The organism is Paenibacillus sp. V4I7 (genome assembly GCF_030817275.1).
Lineage (GTDB): Bacteria > Bacillota > Bacilli > Paenibacillales > NBRC-103111 > Paenibacillus_E.
This window is the reverse complement of sequence record NZ_JAUSZD010000001.1, coordinates 109,414-132,263: the sequence shown is the minus strand read 5'-3', so window position 1 is coordinate 132,263 and position 22,850 is coordinate 109,414. Positions and strand designations below refer to the sequence as shown.

The 22,850-nt window shown below is 38.1% G+C and carries 20 protein-coding genes; 15 read left to right on the top strand and 5 right to left on the bottom strand.

The window, feature by feature from the left end:
• The first annotated feature begins 272 nt into the window (after positions 1–272).
• The 5 genes from QFZ80_RS00625 (at position 273) to QFZ80_RS00605 (ending at position 4,690) form a co-directional block, all read left to right on the top strand.
• Entirely contained in the window at positions 273–1,793 is a 1,521-nt protein-coding gene (locus QFZ80_RS00625) for an S-layer homology domain-containing protein (RefSeq protein ID WP_307544275.1), read from the top strand.
• Positions 1,794–2,013: 220 nt separating this feature from the next.
• Positions 2,014–2,901, top strand: a complete 888-nt coding sequence (locus QFZ80_RS00620; RefSeq protein ID WP_307544277.1) for a hypothetical protein — start codon at positions 2,014–2,016, stop codon at positions 2,899–2,901.
• A 55-nt stretch (positions 2,902–2,956) separates the two neighbouring features.
• Positions 2,957–3,283: a hypothetical protein gene (locus QFZ80_RS00615; RefSeq protein WP_307544279.1), complete on the top strand. Its 327-nt coding sequence runs from the start codon at positions 2,957–2,959 to the stop codon at positions 3,281–3,283.
• A gap of 153 nt (positions 3,284–3,436) precedes the next feature.
• Positions 3,437–3,730: a hypothetical protein gene (locus tag QFZ80_RS00610; RefSeq protein ID WP_307544281.1), complete on the top strand. Its 294-nt coding sequence runs from the start codon at positions 3,437–3,439 to the stop codon at positions 3,728–3,730.
• A gap of 66 nt (positions 3,731–3,796) precedes the next feature.
• The gene (locus QFZ80_RS00605) at positions 3,797–4,690 is read left to right on the top strand and encodes a stalk domain-containing protein (protein ID WP_307544282.1); all 894 of its coding nucleotides are present in this window, start codon (positions 3,797–3,799) and stop codon (positions 4,688–4,690) included.
• A gap of 290 nt (positions 4,691–4,980) precedes the next feature.
• On the opposite strand, the gene QFZ80_RS00600 is transcribed toward QFZ80_RS00605, so the two are convergent.
• On the bottom strand, positions 4,981–6,144 hold the full coding sequence (locus QFZ80_RS00600) for a stalk domain-containing protein (RefSeq protein WP_307544284.1): 1,164 nt from the start codon (positions 6,142–6,144) through the stop codon (positions 4,981–4,983).
• A gap of 413 nt (positions 6,145–6,557) precedes the next feature.
• On the opposite strand from QFZ80_RS00600, the gene QFZ80_RS00595 reads away from it, so the two are divergent.
• The 9 genes from QFZ80_RS00595 to QFZ80_RS00555 all read left to right on the top strand — a co-directional run bounded on the left by QFZ80_RS00595 (position 6,558) and on the right by QFZ80_RS00555 (position 16,741).
• Positions 6,558–8,333 (top strand): ankyrin repeat domain-containing protein, encoded by a 1,776-nt coding sequence (locus QFZ80_RS00595; protein ID WP_307544286.1) that lies wholly within the window; start codon positions 6,558–6,560, stop codon positions 8,331–8,333.
• Positions 8,334–8,608: 275 nt separating this feature from the next.
• Positions 8,609–9,433 carry a hypothetical protein gene (locus QFZ80_RS00590; RefSeq protein WP_307544288.1) on the top strand — a complete coding sequence of 275 codons (825 nt, stop codon included), beginning with the start codon at positions 8,609–8,611 and terminating at the stop codon, positions 9,431–9,433.
• A gap of 288 nt (positions 9,434–9,721) precedes the next feature.
• Positions 9,722–10,519: a hypothetical protein gene (locus tag QFZ80_RS00585; RefSeq protein WP_307544290.1), complete on the top strand. Its 798-nt coding sequence runs from the start codon at positions 9,722–9,724 to the stop codon at positions 10,517–10,519.
• Between the two features lie 46 nt (positions 10,520–10,565).
• Complete coding sequence (locus QFZ80_RS00580; protein ID WP_307544292.1) at positions 10,566–11,174, top strand: hypothetical protein; 609 nt, start codon at positions 10,566–10,568, stop codon at positions 11,172–11,174.
• Between the two features lie 101 nt (positions 11,175–11,275).
• Entirely contained in the window at positions 11,276–11,965 is a 690-nt protein-coding gene (locus tag QFZ80_RS00575; protein WP_307544294.1) for a hypothetical protein, read from the top strand.
• Between the two features lie 485 nt (positions 11,966–12,450).
• Positions 12,451–12,960 carry a hypothetical protein gene (locus tag QFZ80_RS00570; protein ID WP_307556814.1) on the top strand — a complete coding sequence of 170 codons (510 nt, stop codon included), beginning with the start codon at positions 12,451–12,453 and terminating at the stop codon, positions 12,958–12,960.
• A gap of 586 nt (positions 12,961–13,546) precedes the next feature.
• The gene (locus QFZ80_RS00565) at positions 13,547–13,996 is read left to right on the top strand and encodes a hypothetical protein (RefSeq protein WP_307544298.1); all 450 of its coding nucleotides are present in this window, start codon (positions 13,547–13,549) and stop codon (positions 13,994–13,996) included.
• A gap of 294 nt (positions 13,997–14,290) precedes the next feature.
• The gene (locus QFZ80_RS00560; RefSeq protein WP_307544299.1) at positions 14,291–16,090 is read left to right on the top strand and encodes a stalk domain-containing protein; all 1,800 of its coding nucleotides are present in this window, start codon (positions 14,291–14,293) and stop codon (positions 16,088–16,090) included.
• Between the two features lie 99 nt (positions 16,091–16,189).
• Positions 16,190–16,741, top strand: coding sequence for a hypothetical protein (locus QFZ80_RS00555; protein ID WP_307544302.1), 552 nt, complete (start codon positions 16,190–16,192; stop codon positions 16,739–16,741).
• Positions 16,742–17,147: 406 nt separating this feature from the next.
• On the opposite strand, the gene QFZ80_RS00550 is transcribed toward QFZ80_RS00555, so the two are convergent.
• The 3 genes from QFZ80_RS00550 to QFZ80_RS00540 form a co-directional block, all read right to left on the bottom strand.
• Positions 17,148–18,326 carry a tetratricopeptide repeat protein gene (locus QFZ80_RS00550; protein ID WP_307544304.1) on the bottom strand — a complete coding sequence of 393 codons (1,179 nt, stop codon included), beginning with the start codon at positions 18,324–18,326 and terminating at the stop codon, positions 17,148–17,150.
• A gap of 88 nt (positions 18,327–18,414) precedes the next feature.
• On the bottom strand, positions 18,415–19,122 hold the full coding sequence (locus QFZ80_RS00545) for a hypothetical protein (RefSeq protein ID WP_307544306.1): 708 nt from the start codon (positions 19,120–19,122) through the stop codon (positions 18,415–18,417).
• A 208-nt stretch (positions 19,123–19,330) separates the two neighbouring features.
• Positions 19,331–19,582 (bottom strand): hypothetical protein, encoded by a 252-nt coding sequence (locus QFZ80_RS00540; protein WP_307544308.1) that lies wholly within the window; start codon positions 19,580–19,582, stop codon positions 19,331–19,333.
• Positions 19,583–20,036: 454 nt separating this feature from the next.
• Between QFZ80_RS00540 and QFZ80_RS00535 the strand changes: the two genes are divergently transcribed.
• Positions 20,037–21,623 carry a hypothetical protein gene (locus QFZ80_RS00535; RefSeq protein WP_307544310.1) on the top strand — a complete coding sequence of 529 codons (1,587 nt, stop codon included), beginning with the start codon at positions 20,037–20,039 and terminating at the stop codon, positions 21,621–21,623.
• 305 nt (positions 21,624–21,928) lie between these two features.
• Here QFZ80_RS00535 and QFZ80_RS00530 read toward each other — a convergent pair whose 3' ends face one another.
• Positions 21,929–22,624, bottom strand: a complete 696-nt coding sequence (locus QFZ80_RS00530) for a hypothetical protein (protein ID WP_307544312.1) — start codon at positions 22,622–22,624, stop codon at positions 21,929–21,931.
• Between the last annotated feature and the right edge of the window lie 226 nt (positions 22,625–22,850).

The window sequence follows — 22,850 nt, the reverse complement described above, 5'->3', positions numbered from 1 at the left end:
TGCAGGCTTTTTTTAATGCAAACCGAAAAAAGAAACGGACAGTAAGTTCTTGTCGTCCGATGTCCGGCGCATAAACATAGGTGCTTTGAGAGCGATACAAACATAGGTGCATAATCGTTTTACGACACAAACATATGCGCATAATCGAGAATGAAATTGGCTCGACGTGCTCGCTACGCTACGGGCAGTGCTGTCGAAACATGGAAGGGTATTACGTTTTATTGAAATAAGTATGTGAATAACAATTATGACATATAGATGGGGAGCGCAATATGATACGGTTCACTAAACTACTTCTGGTCACGATCATTGCATTTGCAACACTCGTATCTCCAAACGTTTGGGCGGCATCCACAACACCAATCTTTATTGATGTACCCCAAAATCACTGGGCTATAGAGTACATAAATGAAGGGTTTAATGATGGTTTACTTAAAGGTTTTGACGACAATTCGTTCCGACCTAATCAAGGTATTACGGGCGCTGAATTTATGACGCTACTGGTAAAATCCATGAATTTGTCAGTACTATCTTCGAATCCGACAACGCAATGGTATGAACCTTATATCACAACTGCAAGATCCGTCGGGATTTATCAAGATGATTACACTCATGATTGGAACGAGCCGCTTCTTCGCAACGACATGGCCATTACACTTTTTCGTGCAACGGAAAAAGGAATCGAAGAAGAACTTCGAAATGAAGAGAAACGGAACTTTATTGACAGTATCAAAAGCGGAAACCTAAATCCGCTGTTAAAAATCGATATCCATGGCCATCTGGAGGACGCGAGTTCGTTAGAGGAAATGAAGCAGAAATTAACTGATTATTTACCGACCATTCGCAATGAACTAAGCACCGATAATGTAACGTATAGCGCAAGCGCCCTACGAGACTATGTGCAAAGAGGAATTGAGCAACTTGATCGAGCACTAAATCGTATTCATGCCAAAACCATACTTCCCAGAGAACAAATGATTTATGAAGTTTTTAAAAGAGGCTTGCTTACAGGACAAGCTGCAGGGGATATAGCCCTTGATGATGCAACCACCCGAGCTCAGGCACTCGCTGTTCTTGCTCGTGTAAAACAATTTAATAACGGAAAGCAGCTCAAGGCTGATAAATATGCGCTATCGACGGCAGAGATCAACTGGCACAAGACGAATATCGTCACAATGCTACCGCGATATTTCTCGAATGGCATCGGTGAGTTCAAAGGAAATGACTTCAAGGCTGACAGAATGAAATTCACCGCGGATGACGGTAATTTTGTCAACGAGATTAAGCAATTGGTCGTCGTAGATATGTCGGACCTGAACGATCCGAACCGAAAGCTTGTCCCGGATGATTTAATGTGGAGGGGTTGGGATCATAAACGTAAGTGGATTCCTAGTGAATCATATGTGATCTTAGGCTTGAATCACATTAAGGTGAGTAAGAAATATGGGATTTCTCCAAATTATCAATTTGGTAGATTTTCGCCTAGTAGCCGTATTGAGCCAAAGGATGTTGATCTGAAAACGGCGTATGCGAGTGATCCAGATACTCTTCTTGCTTTGGAGCCTGCTTACTCAGTCTCGAAAGGAGGGGATGCTGCGATTGAAATTAACTATCTGGGACATGAATTTGAAACCTTGAAAGAGCAGGACTATATTACAGCTTTTGTCATTCCGAAAGGGGACTTGTACTCTACTAACGGTGTTTTCTCTATAGACTATGATCAATCAAGCGATTTTGGTGGTAAACCTGTTCGACTGTTACAGTCGAAACTCGACCCTAATATCCATCAATAAGCGCTATGTAAATAAGAAATATTCATGCGTATAAAAATTATTCTCATAGTTTTTTAACAAGATACTCACCCTATAATATCTTACATATATTCGAATTTAATTAGTAGGTCTAAATAGTGAAAATCGCGATCGAGAGAGCGGATAGGGGCATGCAAACATAATAAAAATGGAAAAATATGCTATGATATTAACATGTGTAAAATAAAATTGGAGGTAGGCAATGAAGCAAGATCGAATGATTATTTTACTGGATATATTGAAAGAACAGCAAGTTATCAAACAATCCAAAGAGTATGATATAGTAGAGGCCAAACTCTTGATTGAGTCAATTAACAAAATTTCAGGGACAAATTATGAATTTAAAAAAATTCTGGATATAGAAAGAATCGGTGGAGAGACAAACAAGCAGCCAGAGGCACTTTTCAGAGATGATTTATTAGATGAAGATGCAGTCGTAGAAGTAAAAACTTTTGCCTACGAAGACAATAAACAAAAAGCAGACGTTATGTACAAAATGCAAGAACTCTATGCTTGGTTTCAGGAAGTTCATCGAGCTAATAGGTCACAAGATTTGAGTTTTGTATTCGAGATAAAAATTAAAGAACTCTCCTTCAAACCAAGTGCTCTCTTAAAAGATATCAAGAATTCTGAAAATATATTTGATTTTTCAAATAAATATGTAGATTTAAAAATATATAAATGGCATCGAGATACATACATGGAAGTGGGTGATTCTCTTGAATTTCACTATGAACAGTATCAGAATAAGATATTAGTTAATATCCTCATGGATCATATTGTAGTCCCGCAAAAGGTCTCAGAAGTATTAAATTATGATCATTATGCGGAAATCCTATTTTCAAAGTGGCAAGAGGGCAAATGGGATAAAAAATTTATCCTATATCATAAACATCGAAAATTCCTCTTAATAAAAATTCTGATGAGATCTGAAAATGGCATTGCATTTATCACTGAAGATTTTAAACTTCTGGAATTTTGCAACGTGTTTATGAGAAAATTCGAAAATATAGCATCGGTTCAACAATTAGATGGATTATTCATGTTTCTGGAGAACCAATTGGTTGATGTAAAAAATAATAAAGTTTAATGACACGCAATCAGATAGGACAGCATTAACCATAGGTGAATGGAGAGTGTTCTAATTGGCAGAATACGAAGATGTAGTACTGAGTACTATTCGCGTTGGTGGTTTTTTAGATGGCGAAACAGATATCATAACTTTCAAAGGGAAATTCCTAATAGAGAAAAAGGAGGGTGAATTTGCAGATTATCAAGCAACCTTTACCATCTATTTAACAGATAAGCAGACATATGTAGTACATAAAAAAGTTTATAGATTGAATTTAGTGAATGATGAGGAAATTGAGGTTGAAGTGCTATTTTATGATTCTTTAGGTGAACTCTTTGAGGATGACGATATTCCTATTATGGCAAGAGTTGAATTGGGTTATGATCCAGAATTATCATAAAAGGCAGTTTTATAGTAAGAATATCATGGGTTTAGGGACTTTTTTCTAAATTTTTGTTGATTTAGTTGTAACTCAAATAAGTATGCAATATTCTATATGAGAGAAATGCAAGTTTAAAGAAGAAAAGGAATTCGGAGTTAAGGAGGTTTTTTTTTGACTAAGAGAAGCTTATCCGCGATAATCCTATCAATTATTATTGCAATAGAGATATTCTCATTCTTAAATGCTACAGTTCCAACTAAAGTGTTACCTCGCAAAGAGGGATCTACGTCGTCTTTATTTGGAGCTACAGTCGTTGATAAAGCAGCGCAATCACGGCAAAACTCAAATTATGGATTTCTAATTGGAGCGACCATAATCGTTGGTGGAATAATTACTTTTTTATTAAGTGATAATAAAATTGAGTCCTCTTCAAGTGTTAAAGTTACAGCCACAGTTAAAAAATGATTAATAAAATAAAGAATGGACAGTTTTATTACGAAATAAAGTTTATTTTTGTGAGGGGAAAAAAAGATGAAAAAAAGAATTAATAAATTGATAATTGCTTCTTCTCTACTAGTAATTTTTTCTTTTTCAAATATGGCAATGGCTGTAGAAAATCCTATTGTGGTAACAATAGACGGGCAGCAACTTAACTTTGAAGTCGCGCCTATTATACAAGATGGTACAACATTAGTTCCAGTGAGAACAATATTTGAAACACTAGGCTTAAGTGTAGGTTGGGATGAAATAACTAAAACGATTATTGGAAGAAAAGATGGCTTGAACATCCAAATGAAAATTGGAAATACGAGTGCTACTGTAAATGGAAAAACTATAATACTTGAAGTTCCCCCGATGATAGTAAATGGTAGCACATTAGTTCCATTAAGATTTATTGGCGAATCTAGCGGAAATCAAATTTCATGGGATGGCAATAATCGAAGAATAGATATTAAAGGGAAAGGAATAACTTTAGGGAAGGATGTAACGAGGGCAGAAGTCAGTAGATTTTTAGTAAGGTCATTGGGACTGTTTGATGAGAAAGCGAATGCTGAATTACTAGACGTCTCGGATGATAACCCATTCTACAAAGACATTGCATCTGCTATTCAGAATAAGCTTATGTATGCATATGAAGATCATAATTTTAGACCTGAGCGAACAGTTTCAAGATTTGAATACGCAATAACATTGACTACGGTCTTAAATCTTCCATACTCATATGAAAGAAATGAGAATTCAACTATTAAAGATTATGCCGATATGCCTGGAGCATGGGGAAATATGGTCCAAGCTGCTTTTGATGTTGGATTAATTAATCTAAATGATGATGGAAAGTTTAATGGAAATAGTCCACTAAAAATGAATTTAGATCAACCAAATATGAAACTAAAAGAGTTAAAAGAAAAATATGCAAAACACTAAGGGTGCTTTTCGCATCCCTTTTGGTGAATAAAAAGCCTTCATCCTGTGACACAAAATGGGTTGAGTGGGATTGGAAAGCTTAAAACCGGTCCGTCCAGGAAATCGAGGTTCCTAGGATGGTGTTGATAATCTGGCGCATCTTCACAATATAATCCAGAAAGATGTTTAGCGAAGTGTTCGGGATTCAAGTAATTAAAGGAAAATACTCCATATAAAAAACCCGCTTCTCAAAAGAAAGGAGCGGGTTTCGTTATAGTCTCTTATCGATTAATTACGAAAATATTATTGCATCACTCGAATGAGCTTACTAATGTATCCTCGTTATCATACAATTCAGCTGGATCTGAAGACGTATTGTTCCAAATATTAGACTTTGTCCAAAGCAAATTATTGTCTGTAGTCGTTGCATCTGATCCACTAGTTAGCTTAACACTCGCGCCAGCCTTCAAAATAAAATCAGAGTTAAAAGTATACGTTTGATTACCAGTCACGCTTATGACTTTCCATCCAGTAAGGTTTATATCAGCCGATCCAACATTTGAGATCGTGACAACTTCATTTACCTTGTCAACATCAGTTATCACAATATCCCCAAGACTAACCGCTTTCGGCGCAGAATCAACTGATTGCCAAAGACCTAGACTGTTATTTCGCGCGCTAGTCTGTAATGATTTAAATAATTCAACCCAACGGACATTTGGTGGAAACGTAGCTACCTGACCGTAACCTTCCGCGACTAACCTTGCATTGAACATCACGCTATCTTCCGTATAAACATATCCGAGGAGTCGTCCATAACGATCACGCTGATCAACATCAACTTCGACATATACTGTCTTCCCAGTTAGTTGCGCTTTTGTAAATTCAGAAGCTTCTTTTCCATACTCCTGGACTGGTTTATTCGGGTGCTCAGTCTCCGGTGTGTCGACTCCTATGAGTCTAATGCTTTCGGTTTTACCATTCCAATCGATTTTTATCGTATCGCCATCAACAACAGAGGAAACGGTCGTTTTGACCTTTTTTGCTGATGATATTGTGACTGTTCTCGAGTTTCCTTCCCATCCAACCGTTGCGCCAAGTGCTTCACCTACGAATCGCAAAGGCATCATTGTTGAACCATCAATAATGACACCTGGAACAGACAGATTAAGCTCTTCTGAGTTCTTAGTGGCAGATTTTTGCCCGATGGTGTATGTAATTAATGTTTCTCCTTTAACAGCCTTAACGGTTTGAGTATCACCATTCCACGAAATTTCTGAGCCGAGTTCTTCAAAAATTTTTCTCATCGGAACGAGTGTTGACCCGTCTACGATGGTTGGTGGAACTTCGAATGATATTTGTCTTCCATCGATGAATACATTTGGAGCCGTGCTATCAGCACTAACGACTGGCGCCAAACTGAATACTAGTCCCAAGGATAATGTTGCCGTAAGAATCTTTCGTTTTAAATTCAACCTTAACCCTCCCAGTGTCAGTTACAAAACTAATGCTATCATAGGTTATTACGAGCATCCTACTATAAAGTTCCATTCATTCCGTTTTTGGCTTCCTAGAACTATCTGAGAGCCGTTTAACACACGAATCCCACTGAGGGTGGAAAGGACTTATCGATGATCTGCATAGATTAGAAGGCTTCTGCTGAACTGATGCAAAGGGATACACTGCTTTCGCTGATAACGCCAGAATGGAATAGGTAACCGATTTATTCTCGTATTGTATCACCTCCGAATTAGGTAATTATTGTATTGCATTCTATCATTCTCCACATGTAGTATAGTTCTTATGACCTAATAACTAATTTTTGAAAACTAGGTGCATGGAATAGTGAAAATAAAAGTTAACTTGAAACAATCGGGGGAAGTTTGCAATGGACAGCAACTTTGTTTTTCTACAAGAGAAGTGGCCAGTACTAGCTACTCTTGGAGCACAGGCAGAGAAAAACATTTATCAGGATACTCATACAACTCAAATGAAAGTTCGGGTCTTCGCAGAATTACTAACAAAATATATTTTCGCGAAAGAGCGAATCCGGGATACACATCAAGACCAAATATCCCGTATTAATACACTTTCAAAAGAGGGTGTTATACCAACCGAAGTGGTAAATATACTGCATCGTTTACGTATGGATTCTAATCCGGCTCATCATGAATTTACAGACTCTTTTGAGTTATCACAATCATTACTGATACAGGCGTATGAATTAGCTGTTTGGTTTTTTAGAGTATACGGGGATTCTTCATTAAAGATCTTGTCCTATCAACTCCCGCTAAAACAGAATTCAGAAATTGATCTAAAAGATCAATTGAGTTGGTTATCGAAGCAGTATGAACAACAATTCAAGAATGTAGAATCCGAATTGATTCGTCTGCAGAAGGAGTATCTATCAGCTGAAGAAATTCGTAGTCGCAGGGATCAGTCCCTACTTGCTGCCAATAACGTTCTTTCTCACGATCAAATTCATGAACTATTTGATAAAAAGCTACTTGCTGCACAACAGGAACAAAAAACTTTAGTTGGCAATAAAGATAAGTTAAACAGAAGCATTCGGATCTACAAACTTATATCATTAGGCTCTTTTGTTTGTTTCCTTATATTACTCTCCATCTTCTTTACCGAAAAACAAAGCAAACTAACTATGAACCAGACTTCAGCACCTGTTGCTAATGATTCACATGTTAACTTGAATGAACAAAGCAACACAGCACAACAAAAAATCGAGGCTTCAGTTATGCCTTCCGCGAATACATCAAACCTACCAATGACTGATACCAAATCTGAAAACAGTCAACCTACGGTAAAGGTCGAAGAGTCAAGCAAGATTCCATCATCTTTATCATCAACGCCCGTAAAGGAACAAGTAACAGGTGTAAATAAGCCTGAAAACGTTCAACCACCAAATAAACAAATAGCACCTGTAGGAACACAGGTGTCGGAAAATCCAGTTAAACCTTCTAGTTCTGTAAACAGCCAACCAGTAGTATCGCAGGCAACGAGAGAACCTGTACGAGAAAATTTAGAAGAACAACTTGCTCAAGCCATTAAAAAAAATGCTACAGATCAAGTCATTACCTTATTAAAAAAAGGCGCTGACCCGAATAACGGCAAATATATTTCTGGCATTGGTTATAGCGATTACAAACCGCTCATGTCTGCTGTTATTCTAGGAAATCTAAAAATGGTTCAAGCACTCCTGGATGCTTGTGCAGATGTAAATTATAAAAGATCTGATAACTTGAATTCCCTAAATATTATTACCAGATCCCAAATGAAAGGACAATCAAAAGAATTAGCTGGGATTGTTAGTATTCTGCTAAATAAGGGGATAGATCCTAATATTGTGTTCGAAGCTGGCGATAAAAGATCATTAATAATAGATGCTGCAAGTAGTAATAATTTTGAGATTGTAAAACTATTGGTTCAGTACAAAGCAAATGTAAATAGTTATGATATTCACGGTAAAACAGCCCTTTATTCAAATCTTAATCTCTACTCGGAGGGCAACGTGGAAATTGCTAAGTTCCTTTTGGATAATGAAGCAGACCCCTATATTCAATCAACCTACGGAAACGCAGCTGAAATAATAAAAAGTCAAACCATGTATAAGGACTTAAGAGTATACTTAAAAGAAAAAGATAGATAAGAGAAACGTACTGCAACCGTTTGAATAGTAACTCGTCGAAAAAACATAGCAGAGGTGTGTCCATGGTAGAGCTGGCCCAATCCGAACCTGATACACTGCGCAGGTTCTTCATTGATGTTTCATGGCTTTTAATTGTGGTTTCAGTTTTGTAGCAGCTTAATTCTAATGTTGGACTATATGAAGCATAGCTGGTGCCTTCAGGTACGAGCGGAAAGCCGGTAGGCAGTCCATCATATGAAAAGTTAATGGTAGATAGAGAAAAGGAGCGATATATTTTGTCATCACCGGCTATATACAACGTGATGGAACATTGGAACAGAGAGTTTGAGCGACAATCAAATCTCGACTTGTACGACCCGGGGAAACAGTTTGCTGCAGTACCTCAGAAATTTATAAAACATTTCCGTCTGGAGCTTTTTCCCCAGCCCTTTTACGGCTATCTCACCGAAGATATGACAGACGATGTGTTTATGCCGCTGCTCAATCCGGGACCTGTTAAAGAGAAGCATGTTACCGACTTGTTCAATGGGTATCCATATCCGGACGCGAAGCGACTCTGGAACGAGGTCATCCGTGATCGCCATACTAGGGGGTGGAGCAAAGCCGAGTTCCACGAGCGAGAAAGCCATTATGATAAAGTGCTCGGACCTAGACACTGGCGGCTTAAAAAAATGAATCAGGTTAAAAGCTTAATTGGTGACGCAGGTTTCTTGCATACGATCGAATTTTTCCCTTTCCATTCCGACCGATGGAAGTCAGGCTATGTTGCTCGGGAAGATTGGTTTCGCGATCTGATCTCCACCCAGCTTGCAATCGGCTTAATGGAAGACATATCAGCACGCCGACTCGTCAAACACATTCTAGGGATTGGTCTTTCTTGGGCGCATGTTTTAGAGAGTTTTCCGGAGACATTCATAATGGAAGGAGAACCTGTTTTCTTGATGGGACAAAAGGGCAAGGTGGGGCATCGAATTTTCAAATTCAAGCCGGTTCATCATCCTGATGGTCTGCCCATCGTCATTTATTCCGGCAGCTCTATGGATCTGCCGATTCACAAACCAGAAGTTGTTGAACGGCTGCGCGCGGCACTAGAAATATAAACTCCAGCAAAATAAACTGCCCGTTATGCTGAGCGAGGATTGAAATTCTTGCGGCAAAAGCTCGAGATAAACCTGAACTTGCGATAAGAAGCTTGTTGGACGCACCACTTCATTAAAATGTTTACATAATCGCTATTATAGGACTCATATTATTGTTTAATTTAACTTTAAAAAAAGTTCAAAAGATATTTTTTATTGCAATGGTAAGACCAGATATTGTGCCTGATGAGGACGTTATAAATCTTCGTATGGAGCCGCATGAGGTAAGCGATAAGAGAGGAGTTCGGAATGGAAAAGCTTATAAATGGAAGTTCCATTGAGCAACTAACGGAATCACTTGCAAACATTTTACAGGTGTCCACGCCAGCTATACATGATTTTGTGCAGAGTCAGCAGTATCGCATCACAACAAAAGGCAACGGCATTTATTATGATAATTTGGCATTTGAAGACATTGCAGAGCATTTCCAGATGGAGATCGACAACCTTTCGATTGATGGGATTACCGTGAGTCATGTGTCGGCAATCTTGGACCCCCAATCCTTTTACGACCATGGCATGTTGAGCCTAAAGGATCTTTTCGTTATCGAAACGCCGTTTAAAGCTTTTTTGCGGGATTTCGGCATTGACCTTTTGGTGGAGGATAATAATTCCCTTTCCATTCGCAGAGGAGACTGCAAGGTTTCCTCGGGCCATTTGAATCTCCGCATGACGGGGGATCGGTGCATCAATGGTTTTTTGTTTGGCGACAACCCCGAAACAATCGATGATGTTGAAGAAATGCTCAAATGTCCCGAGTTTGTCTTGGACATTGGGCGTCATATTTTTTTGTCGGGAGACTTAGAGGAAGCGTGGAAGTCTCGTGCGACCCCGTCCGTGATTACATTCAAGGCTTTATTCTCTGAACTCGATGCGAGCACGTTTGACACCGAAGATTCAGATGAAGCGAAAAGTAAGTTGATCACCGCGGCGTTTGAGAAACTTCTGTTTCACTTCCAGGGGTGCGACGATAACAACCCCATGATCTACTTAAAAGAAGAGGTCAGTATCGGGGCTGACCGCATTTTGAGCATTCGAGAAATATAGAGTACAAACGTGCATCCGACCTGCATCCCACAAAGCAGGTTTTTTCATGTGGAAAAAAATCCCCGTGGTGAACTGCCTGGTAAAAACAATCAGGCAAATCAGCAGCCGCGATCGGCGGGGTGTCTGCGGATACAATTTATCGAGGGGCAAGGGGGATCTATCTATGCGCGGTGGGGGCATGATTATAGCTATCATTTTAGGAGTCATTCTGGGGTTCCGGGCGTTATTTCGGCTATTTAAAATGAGAATGTATATTCGTTTCGGTCTGTATTTTGTGATTTGGTTTGGATATCCAATTGTAGCATATAACCTATTTGGTTATCTTGATCAGATAGATAATGTTCATATAAAAATATGGGGTATTATGCCCCTCCTGATAGCAGGATTAACTTGGCTCTTTTTTGGTTTAATGATGAACAAAAAAGTAGAGAATATTAAACTGAACATTAATTACCAAGATAAGTACTCTCGCACACGACGGATTATTGGAATAATTATGTGTGTTGTGGCATTTCTAACGTGGATTAGTGGGTTAAATTCATATTTTGGAGAATCAGAAAGTTTTGATATTCTTGGATCGCTCGGTTCTACTATGTTGTTCTGTTTCGGGGCATTGTATCTCACAGGAAAACCATTTTCGAAAATTGACGACTAGTCCTAATAAATACCGGCCATTCAATGGCCGGGAAACACCCATATTTTCACTTGAAATCTAGTATTCCTGTATTAACTTACATAAGATGAGGGGTAGACAGTATGTATCAAATTAAGAAGCCATTTGCGAAAAAATGGATAGTCTCAGTGATTGTCTTTTTAGTACTAGCTGGGTGCGCGAACAACTCGCAACCAAGAGAACAGCCAGCAGCTGCAAAAGTTGCAACAAGTGAACCAGCAAAAGAACCCCCTAATCCTGTAGAGTCTCCAAAACAATCGGAGCAACCGAAACATGCAGAAGAACAACCTAAAAATGATCTTCCAATGTTAACGCAATCAGGTGGTCTTGGTGATACACTGACTGCAATTGAAAAAAATTATGGCAAAAACGAAAATAACCCTGATACAAGTTTATCCGCGTATAACAAGGGCAGGATTCTTGTTATGTACACGGAATCGGAAAAGATAGCCCATAACGTAACTCTCCAATTCGAAGCCACCGAGAAGCCGCGAAGAACTAAAGATGAAGCAATGGCGGAAGTTCAAAAATCGATTCCAACGGATGCTATAAAGGTAAAAGAGTATAAAGTTGATGAAAATCGAGACATTATTCAATACGAAAGTAAGGCTTTAGCAGACCGTTTAGTAGAATACTACGCGGCGGTTGATGAGTCATATAAATCACTGGGGATTAGTTCAAAACCAGTGAAACACGGTACGTTTATTGTTATCCTTAAACATGACAATAGAGGGTTTTTCGCTTCTGTCATTGGACTAGGGGATAAACCGTAATACTGGGGGCTCACTAAAAACGACCACCGTGGGGACTTAACCAAGACTCAAAACCGTCCAGATAATTCGTTTTAACAGCAGCAGATCAAATCAGAAAAAATGCTTACCTTGCTGTAATTTTAGTTCCCTATAAGAGGACAAGAACATACATCCATTAGGATCCTCGCACTGCGCGGCAGTATCGTTTTATAGAAGAAGTCGGCATCTATGGGATGCCGGCCTTTCATTTTATTTACGTAAAATTCTAATTTGATAAAATTAAATATGAAGTAACTTGGAGGTCCACTTCCCAATACTTGAAAGCGAAAAAAAAGACGAAACAGCCAATCTTATAGACACGGAGCAGCTCATCAAGATGGACATAAGATAGGAGTACGTTTAGTCTACATCAATTTCGCCTTATGTCCATCCCGAATCCCTTATTCCATAAATAACCAAATCGTGCTATATTTTTTGTTATGTATTAGAGAGGGGATAAAATGATTTTGAAAAATTTAAAGGTGTTTATAGTAATTTCGACATTTGCTTTAGGACTGACAGCATGCGGTTCTAAAGACGACGTAACATCCACGGTTTCAACACAGGCAAGTACACCAACAAATAGTGTCAAACCGAGTGAACAACCTAAAGCTGTAGCTAATTCAACTCCGCAGCAGACTCCATCTCCTGCTCCTCAGAAAGTGGATAACTCAGGCAAAGAGAATGAATTTAAAGCTGCGTTGAAGAAATATGTAGATGAGAATTTTGGCATAGAAGGGTACAAAACCACTTGGTACGACTTAATTAAAGATTATAACGTCGAAATTGGAGAGCAAGAAACAGTAATTACTGTTGTAGTAAAATCATCAGCTGATCCGAACAAAGCTCCAAATATTATTTCAACTGTGCTTGGTTTTGTAAATGACCAGACTCAAAAATCATATAAGGCTCAAAAAGTAGTAATAAGTACTGATGACAATACAACTCTTTCAACAAAGATTAATCCAAACAAGTAACATACGCCTCCAATTTGGGTGCTTTTTTATCGTTTGATTACAAATATTTTCTATAACGTTGCATCCGCTTTGCCTAGCTTCCGGATATAATAGCAGCATGTCCGAACAATAAGTCGGAAGCGATGAGGGGAAGAGAGCGGTTTCGATTAGGACGGAAAGGGGTTACTTATTATGACGTTGATGGGACTATTGAATTCTATTTCAAATAATTTTATTATCGCCGCAATTATCGGAGCAATTTGTGCGAGTGTTCTCATCGTGATCTTATGGAAGATTTACGTTGTACTTATCGAGATACGAGATGAGTTACGCGCAAAACCAAAAAAGATAGATTACTCTGCTTGATGAGTTTAGTTCTCCTGTTAGACGAACTAAAGCCTGAAGGATGATCCTTCGGGCTTTTATATATTTGTTGCTGCAGCAAGCTCTGACGTTTCTTTACTTCGCAGAATAAGGGTTCTAAATACATGTTTCGTTTACATACATATGCCAAAAGCCACTCCTAATGATAGAGTGGTTTCTTTGGGTCTAATAAAAATATATCATTAAATGATTAGGGTAAAGTTATTTGATGGAGGGAAAACATATGGGTGAAAACGAAAATGTTGAAATTCTTCTATTAACAAATGCGATATTAAAAGATAATCAGCTTTCACTTAAAGCCAAGGGACTCTATTTCAATATGATTTTCTTAAATGAAGAACTGGATCTAACCATGGGCATGATTAAGAAAATGAGTCAAATTGATAGTGATCGTTCTATTAAGATGGGACTCACCGAGCTTGAAAAGGGCGGTTATATCATTCGAAAAACACTTCAAAATGGAGAATCTAGTTGGGGTTTTAATAGTACAATGAACATAAAAAACAATAAAGAAGCAACAGCAGTCAAAACCCTAGAAGAAAAGAAAAAAAATCAAACGAATAAGCCGATAAGAAATAAGGTGCAACCAAAGAAGAATACGCGAACACGGAAAACAACCAAAAAAACCGGCTTGAATCGTGCTTTGAGCAATTTCTTTAAAGAATTCTTTTAATACACAAATGGGGAAGTGCAACCAGTTTTGCTTCCCCAATGCAACCACTTTTGCTCGAATCGGCGCCTGTTTTCTTTCGGTAATGAATGTCTGACCGCGATACTTCTAAACATACAATGTCCTCATCTTCGATTTGATGAACCTTGTTATACTCGTCTAGTATATACATGGCAAACATCCTTTTTAGACTTATGTTTCCTCAAATAAAGTTTTTTATTCGACAAAATTGATATACAAGTCCTATATCGTATGGTAAAATTTACTCAATTTGTTCAAATTGTGAAAGAGGTTCGTATGAAGAAGAAAATTGTAATACTTATTTCTCTCTTTTATTTCTTATTGATAGGTTCCGCCCATGCTAGTAGTAATATAAAGGTTTATTTATATGATGAATTAGTTGATATGGATAATCCTATAATAGTAAACGGTAATACACTTGTGCCACTTAGAGTGCTTTTTGAATCATTAGGAGCTTCCGTTTATTGGGACGATCAAAGCAGGACGATCAGGGCTACTAAAGGCGATACGACACTGCTTATACCAGTGGGGAGTAACAAGGTGTCAAAGGATGGTAAAGAAATAACCCTCGAAGAACCAGCAAACATTATTAATGACAAGACGTATGTTCCTCTAAGATTTGTCTCAGAATCATTTAATCAAGATGTTAAATGGGATCAGGAAAACAATTCAATTCATATCGGAAAATCTTTAGGGGCAAAGGAAATTTCGAAATTAGCATCGCCGGCAGTTGTATACGTAGAGGTGTTTGATAATAAAAATACACTAACCGCAAGTGGTAGTGGATTTATTATTGAAAGTTCAGGCGTAATAGTGACTAACTATCATGTAATTAATTACGCTAATTCAGCAGTCGTAACCCTAACTAACGGTAAAAAGTATGCCGTCACTAAAGTAATTAATTACGATCCTGAAAAAGATATTGCAATACTAAAAGTAACACCTAGCGAAAAACTTCCGACAATTGAAGTTGGGAATTCTGATAAATTAGAAAATGGTGAACCGGTATTTGCTATAGGTAGTCCAAAAGGATTACAAAATACGATTTCAACGGGAATTGTGAGTAATAAACGTAGAACTGACGGAAATAGGACATTCATCCAAATTTCCGCAGAAATAACTCATGGTAGCAGCGGAGGGGCACTTCTAAATAGCAAATCTGAAGTTGTAGGGATTACTTCAAATGGTCTTGGTGAAGCAGATTTGAATTTTGCTATACCCATAAACGAAATAGGTGTATTACGACATATTGATAAAAACATGACTGTTGATTCTGTTTATAATTATGAACACGTTATACAGTACAACGATGGCATATATGTTGGTGATAAGAAAAATGGCAATCCTAATGGATTGGGAGTAATTATTTGGAACAATGGACATCAATATTCAGGATCTTGGTTAGACGGTTATAGGTCAGGTAAAGGAAAATACACTTGGCCAAATGGCGAGATTTATGATGGGGAATGGGTAAAAGGACTAAAACAAGGTTTCGGGAATCACAAAGATGCTTTTGGCAACATTTATGAGGGGCAATTTTCAAATGATTTAGCTAATGGTAAAGGACTTCTAACTTTTTCAAACGGTGATAAATACCTTGGAGATTTTACGAATGCTAAATTTAATGGTTACGGTACTTTTACCTTTTCCAATGGGCAAGTAACACAAGGTTACTGGGTTGATGGAAGTATAGTATCATCGCCAACATCAAATGGTACCCCTAGGACAGGATCTTCGTTAACTCCACCTGTAACGACAAAAACCCTTTCTATTTATTCTAATGATGGGAAAACATATCTAGGAAAACTTACTACAAATGTCTATGATGTTGATTCAATTTTCAATTCTTACGGAACATATGGAAACAAATACTCAACTGATAGCATTTGGAACGAATTCGGATCATACGGAAGCAAATTTTCATCCACTAGTGCTTTCAACGAATTTGCGTTTGAGCCACCAGTTATTATTGATGAAAAGGGTTCGATTGTAGGTCGTCTAACAATTAATTCAACAATAACTGGAGCCATTTCTCCTGTAGGATTAAAAGAAGCTCTAAAAACATTAGGCTATTAAAATTTCAATTTTATTTATACAATAGGCCCTATACAGATTCAAGAATTTCTACACTGGTTCGATCCAAACAAAAACTAGAAAGTAGGAGAATAAAATCTAATGAAATTAATAGGCACATTAAAAAATATGTTTAAGAGAACCGACGTCGAACAAGGAACAGAAATAGTACAGAACGATGCGCAACCCTCGGAAGTCCCGACCTCTAATGATCCCAAATGGGGCGAGTTAAATCAAAGAACCATGAAATATGCTACAGAAATGAAGTGGGGACTATACCGTAACGTCAGACTTGATATGGCGAACATACTCCTAGACGAGCATCGTTTGGCGGACGGTCTTAGGATGTTACTGTACGTCTGTTACATAGATTTGAATGGTCCAAGAAACTCCTCACCAAATTTGGTAGGTCTGTCCCCGATGTTCACACCTGATAATTTTCTTCTGGCGCCGGGGGTACTGGGAATGGTTGAGGATACTTTGTGGGAATTGAAGTTCGATCTGGAGCAGGCTAAGAAAATATTTATAGAGCATAATTCAACACTGAGGAACTCGCTCATGCCGCTTTCTCCGCAAGATGCTTGGGTTCAACTAGAAAAAGAATTAGTTGATCGGTCTATCAAGTTTCCGCGTGAGCAAGATGAGGATGAGTAGAAAAAAACGATGCGCTTTTTTTATATTTCTGTTTGTGTTATAATTTTATATATTAACCGTCACAAACAGTATTGTTAGCAATGGTGTTGTACCAGAGTGTACTTATGATCCTGATGCTTAAAAACATATTGGTGATCGGTAGAGCTGCTGACGAGCAGCTTTTTAAATATTTAATTACTTTATCGCTTTAACGCACTACTTCACAAAAGAAGTATTTTATACATATGTCTAATTATAGAACATACGTTCTCTCTTGTTCACTTGCTTCTTTGCTGTTCGGTTGACAAGAACTTGATGTCATAAAATACAAAAGCCGCGAACTACGCGGCTCTCAATGAGATAATGTTCTTGTCACCAAACACTTGCTTGTCTATTACTAATGATACAAATGTTTATTGATTATTTTTTAGGCTGGTATTTCATGGGTTTCCTCATACGATCTGATAAAATCTTCAGAGCTCTTTTTAAATTTCTCGAGTTCTTCACTGCCGATAGCTTCCTCTCTACCATAAAACGCAGCCTTACTTATCATTTCTTCAGCTGCGTTATAATTTCCCTCTTTTGAGAATATGTAAGCTAAATCAAGCAATGTATAATGGTATTCTTCATGCGAATTTGCTGAAATGCATCCTTGGAAATCATCAGGAATATATCTTTCATGAATCTCCTTAGACTTGATTAATTGTTCTTTCGCTTCCTCTAAGTAACCTGCCCTCAGTAACTTATCTCCTAATGAATAGTATACTTCCGGAGCGACCTTTACTCGATCAAATATAAATTTTGCAATTAAAATGGCATCATCAAGGCTTGTTTCAGGTGCCCAGAGATGGTACGTATCGTTGTGCATATAAGTGTAAGCGCTATTTTCGAATTCATATACATTCTCTTCTTCGGAACCGTTATCCTCGACCATAGTAAATTGGAACGTGAATTTTTCGGTAGGATCCTCAGGCTTTAATGTTCGCCCTGTATGAAGATAATCATACGTAAGTTTTGTACACTCTGCTTGCCCTAAAGTCCATAAAGGCACTAATCCACCGTTTATATATTGTACTGGAAGAGGGATCTTTTCACTAATTTCCTTAAACTCTTTACTTGATACTCCAAGTATCTTTGCGAACTCTTTATCCCCTATCCTTTCAGTTAACCTTTGATATTGTGTATTGTAAACAAAATCTAAGTCAGTTCTTATGTGATTATAAGTCAAACTCTCAGGCATACCAAGAAAGGCATCTATTATATTCTCAATTCTTGCAGTCCATGTATCCCAGAAGAAATAATTAATCCGATCTTCATCTCTTTCGCTCTGACCTAACCTATATTTAAGTATCTCAAGGCTATTTTTATGAACAATGTCATAAATTGAACGATCAAGCCAATTTGTTTTATATATAGCTTGCAAATTATTTATGTGTCTATCATGAAAATTGGGCATATATCTAAAGATCGTCTCATGATTAGTCATTTTGACTGATGTATTTTGCCATTGGCGTACGTGCAAATCGTGTTTAATAAACGCGAAGTAACTGCCTAGTTCGTTGAACTCTTTATACATTGGGTCCCCATTATTAAATAACGTAATCATTGTTTCATCCTCCCTATTATAAGTATCTATTTTATCCTCGACCTAGAAAAAAACCGAAATCTATTTTTTTCATTGACAGCCGCCCCTATCAAATTGCAATATCTTCGATATTACACGTGTTTGTAAATTGAACTATGTACCGGGACAATTCATCTTGGTCCTTTGCATACCGGATAATACCGTGTGAAGTTCGGCTGTCAAAAGACAATTCAAAATGACCTTGAGTCGAAGGATAAATATCGACGCGCCGAAGCTGATCCCCTGATAACCACCAAACCCAAATAGAGAACCATTGGTGTTTAATTTTAAAATCTTTGATTCCTGCCTGTTCGAGAATGTCGACAATAGATTTGTGAATGTTTATCCGTTCGAAATTCGCTTCTGTATCATATACCTTCACCAGAGCGTCGCCATTCCATATCAACGATCCGGCAAATAGCTGCTCCCATTCCCTGTAGCCCTTAGTTTCTTTTTTTGGGATAAACCCATTCTTAGAAAGAAAATCAACATCAACGTGAAAGCTGAATGAAACCATTTTTGCCTGATACTTCACGGCGATATGTTCAACCAGCTCCATTAAGAGCTCCTTAAAATCGGGACTATAAGATGATGTATCATCGAAGCATGCAAAATCCAATTCTGAAATTGTATTCAGGATCCCCATTTTCAACTGATTCCCAGTGCTTGTCTCCTTGATTCGGAAATTTGTACGCTTTTGAAAAACAAAATCTTTGCCGGCCGCAATGGTATACCCTCTCTCCTTACACTTTTCCCTAAGCTGCTTGGAAATCAACATATTCTCCTCATTCTCCTTCAATCTAACTAGTAGTCGGCTACAATCCTCTTTCTGCCTTTTACGGACGCCTTTGTCAGACCGGTACACGGTTACCACCCATGTTCCGTATCAAATGATTACACCAATGTACATGGCTTTCCGATCGTCAATATAGTCCGTATGAGTAAGAAACGGAAGAACAAGTAAATCCTATCATTTTGAATCTAGGCTACTCATTTACTACACATAAAATTGGAGGCTTCTTCAGCTCAACTAATACATCTTCCCAATAATGAGTGTGTGCATCAAGTCTGTTTAATAATCCTTGGAGCTCGTTAATTAGGCGTTCTTTATCTTCGATTGAAATTAGTCTTGCTGATTCTACAACTCCATGGTTCATCCAAACAGTTTTAGGTATACGTTTCTTTAGCCTGGCTAGACGTTCTTCAAGAGTCATCTCCCATACTTCTTTTCTATCCATTTTTACATATTCTCCCCTTATTTTATTTCAGATCTTAATCTATTACTACTAATTCTAACCCATTAATAGATTGTTTATTCCACTAAAAACACTAAGTTTTGGTAAGTTCAACTCTCCTGTTATCTCTGAATCCAGCAAACGATTCTAGGGTTATGTTGTACACACAGCTATAGCGCAGAAGCATCGCGCAGCCATGTCCCATATCCACGATCGTAAAACCGCGCTGCGTACCAATCCGTTAATTTTCGCCCACTGCATCCAGATCATTTAAATCCCACTTGATATCATCTTCTTGGTGGTTGTAACCTTAATTTTTTATTTGGTTGCAAGAATGTTTGTATAGCTTACTATTTGGAAATAAATAGTATCATAATCATCTAGTGTATTTGACACTAAACAAAAATAACTCTATGATAAGTGTAAATTACACTATTCAATAGAAAAGAGGGATAATATGGAGAAAATGACTACCGGGTACCCCACTACCCAGTACAAGGAGTTTAATGATTTAGGAACGTATTTCGCATACATAAAACACGAATTGAGCGTCCGCGCATGGGCAGCAAATGCAAAGAAAAATTCTGCCGAAGCACTCCCTAATTTAGCGGAGAGTATAAAAAACCGGATGGATTTATCAAAGCTCGCAGAAATCACTAGATTGGACGGACAGATTTTTCGTGTTGTACATGGCAGTTCAATAGGAAAGCTATATGAAATCCTAGAGGAATATAATGACATCTTGAAAACCGAGCTTTGGGTGTCTTGGACCGAATATACGCGAAAGTTATTAGAACTGCTTCTTAAAGCTCCGAATTTAGTACACAAAGAACATGTACGTGATGACCTCCATTATGTATACAATGAGCAATTCAATCGACTTACACAACGTATCGGTATTAAGGAATTTGCCTCGATCATCGGTTGGAGCCAGCGTCAATTGGCGGCGTTTCGATCCAACGGTGATAATTTGCCGGCTCCAGTGGAATTATTAGGTGCTACACCCATTTGGACTCTTGGCCAAGCGGAGAACTTTCTTCGAATCATCGAGTCCCGCAAGGTACTTAAAATTCGTGGTGATTGGTCCTCCATGCAAGAGCAAACTTTAGATTGGAAATTGAACTGGCAAGAAGTAAGTCTCGGTTGTGAAAATCTAAATGAACCTGACGAAACAGAACGCGTTTATTGGATTGAAGATACGGCGAGCTCCTATTCCTTCTCAATAAATCACAACTTAGATAAATGCGTAACACCAGCCGAAGTAGAATCTGCAGGTAACTTCTTAATTGAGAGACTTCACTTTTGCCCTGAGACCTATTACTACATGGGGTCAACTTATTTGAAGCACGGTTTCCTAGAGACTGCAGAATGCTACTTCACCAAAGCACAAGAGCAATATGAGACTCTTATCCCTACCGAAATGGAAGGCTATGTCCTACATACTGAAGAAGGGTATTTTTACACCTACTTCTATCTTGCTTACCTGAAAGCAGAAAAAGGAGAAATAGATTCTTCAAAAGAGCTGCTTACTTACATTCAGTCGCGGGTAAAGGTTGAGAATGGACCGGAGATTAACTTTGATGAAGAATTAAATGTAATCGAAAACGAGCCGACGAAGTTTGCGATGTGGGTAAAAGAGAGAAATGATTATTCTATCTGCGATGAAGATCCTGCACCATCTTTACCGGAAATACCAGGTCGTTTGATTGTAGATATTGAAGAGAAAAAGAAGATACTTTTGGATTACTTCAAAAAAGCCAAAGGGGATATGTATCATGCCGTTGAAGTGTTTTATGGTTGGTCGCGTTTTCAGGTTTCCCATGTCATGACCTTCTTTCGGGAGAACATGTTAAGTCTGGATCTTCATGAGTTTCAACCTGGAGACGCTTTGATTAAAGAGATCCCAGTCGGTAACTCAAGTGCCTTGTTGATCATCCATCCGAAAAAGCCCAAAAAAATCTATTTATTAGGTCTCGATATCCAAGAAGCGCAACGTTTGGCGATTCAATGGCGTTCGCAGGTAATGGATAATTTGGCTGGATAAAAATTAAACAAACCATTAATCTATCATCAGATGCCACAGAATCTCGATCTGTGGCATCTGTGCTGATCACGTGCTTCCAAGCCGCATGTTAATTATAATCAATAAAATGGTTCCGTGCGTGGATTGTAAGATTACGGAAAAGCGAAAAAATCAAAGGTCATGAAAGCATCACCTACAACTTGGAGTTGCATGCCTTACTAACCTGAGAGAATTATGCAAAAAAATAGAATTGTAGCGCGCTGCGCTGCAGCTCATCTTTCGTCATTTATTTTCTGTTCATGTTTAGTCAACATCTCTAGCTGAAGCTATCTGTCTTCATCCTGAAATAACACTTTTTCTTTATTAACTCCAACAGTATATGAAGTGGTCTCTGACACAACATTCAAAATGTATTCTACATCATCAACATCTACTGCTAGAACAGTAAGATCTTTTAAAGGAATCTGTTGTTTTTTGAAGTGTGGATCCACTATTCTGAGCATGTGAGAAAGAACGGAAGTAGCAAAATCGTCCTCTGATAGCAGAAACCCACCGTCCTCATCTCTAACTTTCCCTCTATAAGTATGTTTCAAATAAACTAATCTTTCTTCTGGATGGTATTCCAATACAATCGAATTGGATACATATCCAGTGTCTTTAACGATATGCCCTATGTATTGTGTCGGTGACCCAATCCTCTCAAAACTGTCTTTTCTAACAAGCTTTGGTTTTGCGCAGAGAACATGTGGAGCCATGAATGTAGGATCGTTTTTATAGTTTTGAATCAACACTAGAATCTCCTGAAGTTTCATCTTTTCTTTAATTAGATAGGCAACAAACTGCTCTTTGCTTATTGAATTGTTACCTCGAACCTCACTAAATAATTGTGACATTTCTACAGTATTCGGTTCGTATACAAAGCCGGCAGGAAAAGGGGTTTTCTCTAAATTTAATATTTCATTACTTAGTCGATAAATCTTTCCTTGAAGATCATGTTCAAGAGTATCGAGTGATCGTTTCAAATGTACACACCCCTTTTTCCTTAGCAGCGCCAACAGAACTTAGCGGTTGCTTTTTCAAGTACGAGAATGACAACTTTCCCGCCCCCAATTTAAGATATATTTCTAATATTAACCTATTAATTCATACATAAACATATAATCCGCGGAAACTACATTCTCATTCTTCGCGGCAACGCGGCTGCTACTTAGTTCTCCGATTTTAGATACCACTTAAAACCAGAGATTC